Annotated in this window: 11 protein-coding genes; 5 read left to right on the top strand and 6 right to left on the bottom strand. The window is 37.2% G+C overall.

The window, feature by feature from the left end; genetic code table 11:
• The first annotated feature begins 11 nt into the window (after positions 1 to 11).
• From V6255_RS07320 to V6255_RS07305, 4 genes are all read left to right on the top strand, one after another.
• Positions 12 to 995 carry a two-component system response regulator gene (locus tag V6255_RS07320; RefSeq protein WP_341627556.1) on the top strand — a complete coding sequence of 328 codons (984 nt, stop codon included), beginning with the start codon at positions 12 to 14 and terminating at the stop codon, positions 993 to 995.
• Between the two features lie 202 nt (positions 996 to 1,197).
• Positions 1,198 to 1,824: a guanylate kinase gene (gene gmk, locus V6255_RS07315; protein ID WP_341627555.1), complete on the top strand. Its 627-nt coding sequence runs from the start codon at positions 1,198 to 1,200 to the stop codon at positions 1,822 to 1,824.
• An 86-nt stretch (positions 1,825 to 1,910) separates the two neighbouring features.
• Positions 1,911 to 2,186, top strand: a complete 276-nt coding sequence (gene rpoZ, locus V6255_RS07310) for a DNA-directed RNA polymerase subunit omega (protein ID WP_025563521.1) — start codon at positions 1,911 to 1,913, stop codon at positions 2,184 to 2,186.
• Between the two features lie 92 nt (positions 2,187 to 2,278).
• On the top strand, positions 2,279 to 3,262 hold the full coding sequence (locus V6255_RS07305) for a calcium/sodium antiporter (protein ID WP_341627554.1): 984 nt from the start codon (positions 2,279 to 2,281) through the stop codon (positions 3,260 to 3,262).
• A gap of 274 nt (positions 3,263 to 3,536) precedes the next feature.
• On the opposite strand, the gene V6255_RS07300 is transcribed toward V6255_RS07305, so the two are convergent.
• From V6255_RS07300 to V6255_RS07280, 5 genes are all read right to left on the bottom strand, one after another.
• Complete coding sequence (locus V6255_RS07300) at positions 3,537 to 4,349, bottom strand: formate/nitrite transporter family protein (RefSeq protein WP_341627553.1); 813 nt, start codon at positions 4,347 to 4,349, stop codon at positions 3,537 to 3,539.
• A 161-nt stretch (positions 4,350 to 4,510) separates the two neighbouring features.
• Entirely contained in the window at positions 4,511 to 4,837 is a 327-nt protein-coding gene (nirD, locus tag V6255_RS07295) for a nitrite reductase small subunit NirD (protein WP_341627552.1), read from the bottom strand.
• Positions 4,837 to 7,383, bottom strand: a complete 2,547-nt coding sequence (gene nirB, locus V6255_RS07290; RefSeq protein ID WP_341627551.1) for a nitrite reductase large subunit NirB — start codon at positions 7,381 to 7,383, stop codon at positions 4,837 to 4,839. The genes nirD and nirB overlap by 1 nt, the downstream gene beginning before the upstream one ends.
• Positions 7,384 to 7,638: 255 nt before the next feature.
• Complete coding sequence (locus V6255_RS07285) at positions 7,639 to 8,448, bottom strand: dTDP-glucose 4,6-dehydratase (RefSeq protein WP_341627550.1); 810 nt, start codon at positions 8,446 to 8,448, stop codon at positions 7,639 to 7,641.
• Between the two features lie 24 nt (positions 8,449 to 8,472).
• Positions 8,473 to 8,664, bottom strand: a complete 192-nt coding sequence (locus V6255_RS07280; protein ID WP_025563515.1) for a DUF1289 domain-containing protein — start codon at positions 8,662 to 8,664, stop codon at positions 8,473 to 8,475.
• A gap of 99 nt (positions 8,665 to 8,763) precedes the next feature.
• Here V6255_RS07280 and V6255_RS07275 point away from each other — a divergent pair, with 99 nt between their 5' ends.
• A complete protein-coding gene (locus V6255_RS07275) occupies positions 8,764 to 9,120 on the top strand; it encodes a glutathione S-transferase N-terminal domain-containing protein (protein WP_025563514.1) in 357 nt (118 codons plus the stop codon).
• 51 nt (positions 9,121 to 9,171) lie between these two features.
• Here V6255_RS07275 and V6255_RS07270 read toward each other — a convergent pair whose 3' ends face one another.
• Positions 9,172 to 11,112 (bottom strand): permease, encoded by a 1,941-nt coding sequence (locus V6255_RS07270; protein ID WP_341627549.1) that lies wholly within the window; start codon positions 11,110 to 11,112, stop codon positions 9,172 to 9,174.
• Positions 11,113 to 11,416 lie beyond the last annotated feature (304 nt).

Raw genomic sequence — 11,416 nt, 5'->3', positions numbered from 1 at the left:
GAGTAATTTAGATGCCAAATAGTAAACAAAAAATACTTATTGTTGATGATGAACCTATTAATTTAAAGGTCTTAAACAATATTTTAAAAGACATTTATAAACTCATTTTCGCTAAAAGCGGCACTGAGGCATTGCGTTTAATTGAAAAAGAAAAACCTGACTTGATTTTACTCGATGTCATGATGCCTGAAATGACCGGGTATGAAGTGTGTCAACATCTTAAGCAAAATCCTTTATACAAAACAATTCCAATTATATTCGTCACCGCTTTAAACGATGCCGTTGATGAAGCAAAAGGGCTTAATATAGGTGCGGTCGATTATATTTCTAAACCAGTAACACCTGCCGTCGTAAAAGCACGAGTAAAAACACATTTGTCTTTAGTTGATATAGATGAACTGAAGCGCACTAGATTACAAGTCATTCAACGATTAGGTCGAGCAGCCGAATACAAAGATAATGAAACGGGTATGCACGTGATGCGCATGAGCCATTACTCTAAAGTCATTGCTTTAGCTTATGGCCATTCGGCAAAAGAAGCAGACGCATTATTTTTAGCCGCTCCGATGCACGATATCGGTAAAATTGGTATTCCTGATAGCATCATGCTTAAACCAGGAAAACTAACCGATGAAGAATTTGTAATAATGCAAAAGCATCCTGAAATAGGCGCTGAGATATTAGGTGAATCCGATTCAGATTTAATTGAATTAGCTAAAATAGTTGCAATGACACACCATGAGAAATGGGATGGAACTGGTTACCCTAATCAATTAAAAGGGACTGATATCCCAATTGAAGGCCGTATAGTTGCGCTTGCCGATGTCTTTGATGCATTAACCAGTGTGCGCCCTTACAAAGAAGCATGGCCAGTTCAAAAAGCATTAGAGTTAATCCATTCTCAAAAGAGTAAACACTTTGACCCAGAATTGGTTGATTTATTTGAATCACAACTAGATAAAATTATCGAAATAAAAAACCGCTGGAAGGATTAGTCTGCATTGGGTTATTAATACACGATATTTTATGTATTAAATAACAGTGATCAACGATCTCATTCTTTTTATAAAAATAGTTGATCATTAAAAAGACTTCATTCATAAAATAAGGGATAATCCGCGCTTACAAAAATTCAAGTGCTCAAAATTCCACCAGCCTGGCACTTGATTTACAAAAACTGTTTCAGGAAATTTAACTATGTCCCAAGTTGGCACTCTTTTTATTGTATCCGCCCCAAGTGGCGCAGGAAAATCGAGTTTAATTACAGCACTACTTGCTGAAAAACGAGATTACCCTGCTCAAGTATCAATTTCACATACAACACGTTCACCAAGACCAGGTGAAGTGAATGGTGAACATTATCACTTTGTTACTGAAACTGAATTTAAACAATTAATTGCTGAGAATGCTTTTTTTGAATGGGCTGAAGTATTTGGTAATTATTACGGTACCTCTCGTGTGACTATTGAGCAATCTTTAGCACAAGGCATTGATGTAATGCTAGATATTGACTGGCAAGGTGCTCGTCAAGTACATAGTGCGATGCCAAATGCGAAAGGTATTTTCATCTTGCCGCCAAGCCGTGCAGAATTAGAAGCGCGTTTAAACAAACGTGGGCAAGATAGTACAGAAGTTATCGCTAAACGTATGGAAAAAGCACAATCAGAGATGTCGCACTATAATGAATACGATTATTTAATCGTCAATGACGATTTTGATACAGCTACACAAGAGTTTTCTGCTATTGTACGCGCATTGCGTAATGAGCAAGAAAAACAAGCGATTAAACACCGTGAAACAATCAGAGAGTTATTAGAAGTATAATCTCTATACTAAGATGCTGGATCAATTCGTATTTAGCACATATAATAACCGCCCTTTTTTATGTAATTAATTTTTGGAGTTCAGCAATGGCACGAGTAACCGTTGAAGATGCAGTAAATGTAGTAGGCAACCGTTTTGATTTAATCTTAATGGCTTCTCGCCGAGCTCGCCAGCTTGCTACTGGAGGTAAAACACCTTTAGTTGATCCAGAGAATGACAAACCAACCGTAATTGCTTTACGTGAAATTGAAGAAAACTTAATTACTAATGAATTAATGGATATTCAAGATCGCCAAGAAAGACATGAAAAGCAAGCAGCTGAATTAGCGGCTGTTGCTGCAATTGCAGAAGGTCGTGGCTAAATACCCACAGATTTTATAAATTTAAAAGAGCGCTGATCATGAAAATGTTCAGCGTTTTTTTATAGGTAATTCAAAATACTCAGGAGGAAGTTTTGATCACTTTATTATATCCAACATTGGCTATCCTAATTGGTTTTGCACTGCTTATTTGGAGTGCAGATAAGTTTGTATTAGGCGCATCTAATACAGCCCGTAGCTTTTCTATATCGCCTTTGATTGTCGGTGTTGTTATTGTTGGTTTGGGTACATCTGCCCCGGAAATGTTAGTGTCATCTATGGCCGCATTAGACGGGAATACAGGACTATCAATTGGTAATGCAATTGGCTCTAATATTACCAATGTAGGTTTAATGTTGGGTTTAACCGCTTTATTCTACCCATTACATATTCATTCAAAACTGCTTAAACGTGAAATGCCTGCTCTTTTAGCAATCATGGGTATAAGCTACTTTCTTTTGTGGGATCAATACCTTAGCTTCTTAGATGGTTTGTTACTCTTAGTAATGATGTTTGCAATGTTAGGTTTTACCATTTGGGAAGCAAAAAGTAATGGAGAAGACACCTTACCGCAGGAAATTTTAGATGAATTACCAGAAGAAATCGGTAAAGGCGCTGCATTAAAATGGTTAATTATTGGCATTCTTATTTTAATCGCTTCTTCTCGGGTTTTAGTCTGGGGTGCGGTAGAAGTTGCTGAATATTTTAAAGTAAGTGACTTAATTATTGGGTTAACTGTTGTTGCTATCGGTACAAGCTTACCTGAATTAGCAACAACCATTGCAGCAGCTCGTAAAAAAGAGTTTGATTTAGCAGTGGGTAATATCATCGGCTCAAATATGTTTAATATTCTGGGTGTAATGGCCTTACCAGGCTTAATTCATGCAAGCAGTTTCGATATCGCAGTATTAACACGTGATTATCCCGTTATGATTGCACTAACTTTAGCGTTGGTTATTTTCTCAATTGCTTGGAGAAAAAGTAAAATAGCCATATTGGGACGCATTGAAGCCGCTTTATTATTAATCGGCTATCTTGCTTATATGGTGTGGTTGTATAAAGACGCAGTATCAATCTAGATTTAACCGCTGCTATCTTTATAAGAATAAGAAGTTGTTCAAACGATTAACCCTAAAGAAATGATAAAAATAAAAAAATATAGTGTTAATACTTTTTAATCCGTCATCGTATTACGTAAGGTTATACCGATGACATTAAATATGTTATCTAAATTTTGCGCTGGAAAAACAGTTCAACTCAAGGCGTAAATGGCTGTTCCCTTTACGAAATTTACAACGAGGAGTTGGGCTGTTTTAACAAGTAAAATAGATAATCTATTTATTGTGATTGGTATTATACAAGATTACGAGCAGGTTTTGTTTTAGCATGCGTAATGTACAGTGTCATACCAGTAAAGACCAAACCACCAACTATATTGCCTAGAGTAACCGGTAGTTGATTCCATGTTAACCAGTCCATAATAGTAAATTCAGCGCCTAACATCATGCCGATTGGGAACAAAAACATGTTAACAACGGCATGTTCAAATACTAATGCAAAGAAAATGAAGATAGGAAACCACATTGCTAGTGTTTTACCACTCACTGATTTTGAAACCATTGCCCCAACCACACCTAAACAAACAAACCAGTTACATAAAATACCTTTCACAAAAGCCGTGATCCAACCATCCATACCGTGCTCAGCGAAACCAAGTGAACGAGCTGTTGATGCTTTAATAAAAGCTTGCCCTACCGCACCTGGCTCGACGCTAAAATTCATCGTAAAGGTTAAGGTTATTAGAAAGGCGACGCTCACTGCCCCAATCAAGTTGCCTAAGCCAACTAATAACCAGTTACGTAATACGCCGGCTTTAGTCACCCCTTTTCGTTTATCAAATAATGCTAATGGCGCTAATGCAAAAACAGCCGTTAATAAATCAAATCCCATTAGATTTAATACAACAAATCCGACAGGAAAGACTAAAGCGCCCACAATTGGTAATCCAGTTTGAACAGCTGCGGTAATCGCAACAACAACGGCAACCGCTAAAATAGCACCAGCCATGATGCCTCGCAGAATGGTGTCTCGAGTTGACATGAACACTTTATTTTCGCCTGCATCGATCATGGTTTGAACAAATTCAGCTGGTTTAATGTAAGACATAGTTAAGTACCTATTGTTAAGTTTGAAGTTAAAATTGAATAGTGAAAGGCTCCTTACTTACTTTATGGACAACAGTCGTACCATCATAAGTAAGAAGCATTTAAGCTATTTAATCTTTACAGCTGTGCCTTTTATAACTAAGTTTTTTATAATTGAAATTTTTATAATTGAACCTCGATACTGCCCTCTTTAACACGTGTTTTATAAGTCGCCACTGATACTTGATCATTTTCTAAGCATCCACCATCCACTAAATTGAAACGCTGTTTTTTAAGTGGTGAAGCAACCCATAACTGCTCTTTATGTTCACAAATAATACCGCGAGATAGGACATTTGATCGTGCAAAGGGATCCATATTATCCATTGCAAATACTTGTTCATCGTCACGAGGACGAAAAATAGCGACTTGCTTACCATCTATTAATGCACATACGCCTGTCGCAGGATAAAGACTGTCTAATGTACAAACTTGGTTCCATTTGCTCATTATATTTCCTCCAAGTTAATAGTGTAAGTTAGGGCTTTTTCTTCAATAAATGCTGGGCGTTTTTGACCACGCTCAGACGTGAACACAACATTATCATCTTGTTGATCACTATTAATGAAGTGTGAGAAACGCGATAACTGCTGTTGGTCTGATAGCGCAGTTGTCCATTCACATTGGAAGCTATTAATGGCTTCAGCCATCTCTCTTTCGAGCTGATCATTAATACCTAATTTGTCATTCATGATCACTTCTTGTAAGTATTCAATACCACCTTCAAGATTCTGCAACCATACTGAAGTCCGCGTTAACTTATCGGCTGTACGTACATAAAACATCATGAAACGGTCTAAGTATTTAACTAAAGTCTCTTTATCTAAATCAGAAGCTAATAATGATGCATGTTGTGGCTTCATACCGCCATTACCACATACGTAAAGATTCCAACCAGAGTCTGTTGCAATAATGCCTACGTCTTTACCTTGTGCTTCAGCACATTCACGAGTACAGCCCGACACACCAAATTTTATCTTGTGTGGTGTACGTAAGCCTTTGTAACGATTTTCAAGCTCAACACCAAGCCCAACACTATCTTGCACACCAAAACGACACCACGTGCTTCCCACACAGGTTTTAACCATGCGCAGTGCTTTCGCATAAGCTTGACCCGTTTCAAAACCAGCATCAATTAGTTGTTGCCAAATATCAGGTAAGTCACTTTTATGAGCGCCAAATAAACCAATACGTTGTGCACCTGTTATTTTGGTATAAAGTGCATATTGCTCAGCCACTTTAGCGACGACACCTAATGCTTTTGGCGTCACTTCACCACCAGCCATGCGAGGAATAACAGAATAAGTCCCGTCTTTTTGCATATTGCCTAAGAAGATATCATTGGTATCTTGTAAACCGTTATGGTCTTGAGTTAACACAAAATCATTCCAGCAAGACGCTAAAATAGATCCCACCGTAGGTTTACAGACTTCACAACCGTAACCTTTACCGTATTTATCTAATAACGTTTTAAAAGTTTTAATGCCGCCAACACGAATCAAATGAAACAGCTCTTGACGAGAGTACTCAAAATGTTCACAAATATGGTTTTTAACTTCCACGCCTTGTTTTTTTAATTCTGCATTCAATATTTGTGTAATAAGCGGAACACAACCACCACAGCCAGTACCTGCTTTGGTTTCCATTTTCACAGCACCAATGGTTGTATGACCAGCGGCGACTGCTTCAGAGATATCTGATTTTTTAACATCGAAACATGAGCAAACTTGAGCTGTTTCAGGTAAAGCATCTACACCTAAACCCACTTTTTCAGCACCAGAATGACTAGGTAAAATAAGTGCATCGGGGTGTTTTGGTAACTCAATATCATTTAGCTTATATTGCAATAAATCACTGTAGCTACTGCTATCGCCAACTAATACAGCCCCTAATAATTTTTTACCGTCTTCTGAAACAATAAGACGTTTATAGATTGATTTACTGCCATCTAAATACACATAACTTTGACAGTTTGGTGTACGGCCATTCGCATCACCGATACTACCGACATCAACACCTAACAGTTTTAATTTTGCGCTCATGTCTGCGCCAGTAAATGCATTTTCGTTACCTAATAACGTATCTACAGCTACTTTTGCCATGCTGTAACCCGGTGCCACTAAGCCAAAGAATTTTTCATTCCAAGAAGCACACTCACCAATGGCAAAGATATTTGGATCAGACGTAATACATTGATCATTAATCTGAATACCACCACGCGGTGCAGTTGCTAGGCCACATTGTTTTGCTAATTTATCTTGCGGGCGAACACCAGTAGAGAAAACGATAAAATCGACTTCTAATTCACTACCGTCGGCAAATTGCATGGTATTACGTGCGGTTTCGCCTGATGCAATAATTTCTTTGGTATTTTTACCGGTATGTACGTTCACGCCGATACTTTCAATTTTACTACGTAATATTTGGCCACCTTGTTGATCAAGTTGTTCAGCCATTAATACAGGCGCAAATTCAATAACGTGGGTTTCCACTCCCAATGCTTTTAATGCACCAGCAGCTTCTAGCCCTAATAAACCGCCGCCGATAACTGCACCACTTCTACTACGACGAGCAGTACTTTCTATAGCATTTAAATCTTCAATAGTACGATAGACAAAACAATCTTTGCTTTCGTTGCCTTTAATGGTTGGTACCCACGGATAAGAACCTGTTGCCATGATAAGCTTATCGTAAACGATGGCACGACCCGTTTGAGAATGAATCACTTTTTCAGCACGATTAATGGTTAAGGCACGTTCACCAACAAACACTTCGATATTATGTTTTTGGTAATAACCTTCTTTTACTAATGACAATTCATCAGCAGTATGATGAGAAAAGTATGAAGAAAGATGTACGCGATCGTATGCAACACGCGGCTCTTCACAGAAAGTAACGATATCAAAATGCGCTAGACCACCTTTATCAACAAACTCTTCAATAAAACGGTGCCCGACCATGCCATTACCAATAATGACTAACTTTTGTTTACTCATAATTTCCTCATCCACCAGCTAAAACTAAATTCAAGTGAAAGATAACCTACCCCTTCAAACAGAACTTGATAGATATCAATAGAAATCACATAACGCTTAAAATAAGTACGTTTATTTTAAGAAACGCTATAAACCCTACTTTATTTATGGTCTTTTTGTGGTATGGGATAAGTAATATAGGCGTGAGGCTGTATTAATTTCATTATTAATACAGCCTCATAAGAAGATATTATTTGCGAATCAAAAGAAATGGAGTTAACAGATGATATTAAATATATCAGGATAAATAAATTGATAACCTAGCTGTGTTTTTATTTTTTCATTGCACACTATTTTAGAGGCACTTGGCTCTGCAATAAAGCACTCAGGTTCTGGGTACCCTAGTGATAATGCCATTTTGGTATAATATGACTTTTTAGTGGGATGATTATCAGCACAACCATTAAACACTTCACCCCATGCTTGTTGCTGTAAAATAGTTTCAATTAATTTAATGCAATCAAATTGATGAATTAGGTTCACCTTAGCATAACCATCTTTAATACTTTTACCTCCAGCGAAGAATCTACCGGGATGGCGTTTACGTCCAATTAACCCAGCGAAGCGAATAACTGAACAATCAAAGTGTGCATTATCTGTAAATAACTTTTCTATTTTTCGTAAATTAGTTTCAGTTTCTAAGAGGTCACTTTCTTTACATATTCCTTGGTTATTTCCATAAACCGAAGTAGAGCTAATAAATAAAACGTGTTCAATGGGACTTGTTTCGATTTCAGCCACAAGTTTTTGAAATGCAGGTGATGACTTACTAGTAATATTGATAATAAGTGTATTAGCTTGTAAAAAATCTTGGACGTTATTTAAATTATCGAGGTCATCTAGGTTATATAAGCTGCTTTCTATATCAACCACATAAGATTTAAAGTTCAAACCAGTTAACTGTTTCGCTTTGCTTGCCGTTCGAGTTGATAAGCGCACCGTTTTCCCTGCAGCCTGTAAACTACTCGCTAATGGCAAACCTAACCAGCCGCTGCCCAATATACTCACCATATCGTTCTGATTCATACTCATAACCTATTTAAATATTAACTACGATGGAAATGATTGAGAGGCTTTAATCTTCTCACGGCGTATTTTTGTATTAACAACAATATCTTGCTTACCTGAGTCTGATGCTTGTGACCAGCCAGTGATTTCAGTCAAACTACGAAAACAACCTAAACAGATATCTTCTTCATTTAAACAGCAATTTGAAACGCATGGAGAGGCAGGAGTACTCATTTATCTTCCTTAATTAATATTCGGGGGGTAATCATCTTTTATGAACCTCTTGGATCGGTTACAATTTTACTCTCAACAGTCAATTACAAAGAGAAAAAAATGAAAATAATTCGCTGGCTATTAGGCCGTTTAATTTTAGTACTGAACTTTATTTTTGCACCTAAGAAAGTAAAACGCAAAGACGATTTACAACAAAAAGTTGACCAAGAAACAAAGAGCCTACAATTATATCAATTTGCTGCTTGCCCTTTTTGCGTCAAGGTTCGACGTGCGATGCGACGTAATGCGTTAAATATTGAATTAGTCGATGCACAACAACCTGAACACAAAAAGGTACTTGCTGAACAAGGCGGTCACGTAAAAGTACCTTGTTTACGTATAGAAGAAAATAACACCGTTACTTGGATGTATGAGTCATCAGACATTGTTAGCTATCTAGATAAAAGATTCGCTTAATAACTTGAGTACGCGAATCATAACAATATGATTGGCGTACTTTTAATATTTTTAGTGATGATGATGGCGATGTTCTAATAAGCTTTTAGGTAATAACTCCGCAATAAACGCACGCGCGCCTCTACGTAATAATGAAGCAAAATACAAAACAAGAATAATGGCCAAACTAACAAAATGCCACCAAGAAAAATCAGCATCTAACTCACCTAACCACGGCAATGGGAAAGCATCAATATACTCATTTAACGATAATCCAATTAAGAAAGCAGTCACCAGCATCACCATCGCAAAAGCAAAAGCGGCAAAGTAACCTTGTTGAAGCTTTAATTGTTTTAATAAATCTAAACTAATACTTGGTCCAATTAATAAACAAGCAATGGCCGCTCCTGGCGATAAACCCGCAATTAACATCACTGCAATAATAGGTGTCATTCCCGTTGCACATAATGCAAATGGGAAAGCGATAAGCACCATCACTAACACCTGTAACCATAAGGCTTGCTCAAAGAAAGCCCAAGCAGGTGTAGCAGATAAAGTAGCCGCTAACGCCCAACCAAAAATAACCCAAGGTGCAGTGTGATCTAATTGGTGTTGATAACCTTGTTTTATCGCCGTTATAAAGCGTGAAGTTGGATGTCCACCCTGACAACTTTGTGCGACAACAGCAGAGATTGGATTCTTAAAGTGTCTTCCTAATAACCATGCGATTATCGCAGCAAATAAAACCGCAAATACAATACGCAGTAAAACTAATTGCTCACCTAATAACGGTATAGAAATTAAAATAGCGTCAAAACCAATGATTGGAGTCGCAATTAAGAACGCAGTCGCAAAAGTTTGATTCGCTCCTAAGCTTAATAATTGTTGGTGCATTTTACTCGCGGCAGGTGAACAAATAGGTAAAGGAAGCCCATATAAAACACCTTTAATGGCATCTTTAAAGTGACCTTTATTTCCCTGGGCAGGTAACACATTTAATGCAGGTTTAAAGTAATGCATTAACCCACTTAACAAGTAAGCAAATAACAACATAGGTGCACTGTATAAAGCTAATTTACCGAAGTTAACTAGTGTTAATGCTGTATTGTGTTGTTGATGTAGCGCCTCGCTTTTTTCGATACTTTGATTATGATGTATATCTTCATGCTCATGTTCGTCATGGACTTCATCCTCGTGCAGATTTTCTAAGTGCACCCCGTCATGTACACCTTCTTGTACAAGAAGGTGAGACTCGTGAGCTTCATGCTCATTCGATACAGCATGATCATGGTTATGTTCTATATAGCCAAGCCAATGTGGTAACAATACAAACCCTAAAACCACTAAACCGAAGAAACTACCGATACCAGCAGCATATTTATGTTCTTTTGTATTACCTTGTTGATGTTTTTTATGATGCTGTAAATAAGGTCTATGCAATACAACATGCATAATAGAGCCCATAACAAAAGCTTGGAACCAAGCAAGTAACTGTCCATCTAATTGAGCCATAGACAGCTCTGCATAAGAAGCCCCCAGTAAAGTGGCTGCTGCCATACTAATTAATACAATAAAGGGTAAAACGACACCATATTGTGGGCGTAACAACCACCAGATAGTCAAACCAACTGGAAAACGATGTAATAAAACACCTAATGCTAATAACCATTCTGTATGGTCAGATTGATTTGCTAATAACACAGTACCATCAAGGCTAGCATGTAGTACTAACCCTAATACACCAAGAAACAAGGTTGTGTTATGCGCTTTATTAGCCGCTTTATGGAAGTATTTTTCTATCAGAGAGGGTGTTAATAGCCCTAAGCCTGTTAAGACCAGAACTAATAAACCACCTTCATATAATAATTCAGGGAGAATATGAAAGAGTACAAGGCCAGATATGCTAACAAATATAAAAGCATCTAATAGATCTAACCAACCGGGTTGTCGTTGTAATAGTCGGTATGTAACAGGACCTAAGAATAAGGCTAAAATGCTTAAAATGAGTAACATAAAAAAACCAATTAAATTAAAGGTGTTATAATATAACACCTAAAAATAACTGGCTATTAGAAATAACGATAAAAATTATTTAACCTCAATTCTGGTTAATGAAAGCAGTATTATATTTAAAATCATTAAGGTTATACTTTTTACTAGTCAGTACCTTTAGTTTTGCGTAGTTCAAGGCGAATTATTGAAGTAATAACTGGTTATTGAGAAATAATTTAACTCAGAAATAGCGGTGTTGTATCGCTTTGCTTATACCGATTACATTAAATAAGTGATCTAAATTTTGCGCAGGAAAAATGAGTTA

It is taken from the genome of Psychromonas arctica, assembly GCF_038155225.1.
Classification (GTDB): Bacteria; Pseudomonadota; Gammaproteobacteria; order Enterobacterales; family Psychromonadaceae; genus Psychromonas; species Psychromonas arctica_B.
The sequence above is the reverse complement of the archived record's forward strand: the minus strand, read 5'-3'. Positions and strand labels throughout refer to the sequence as shown.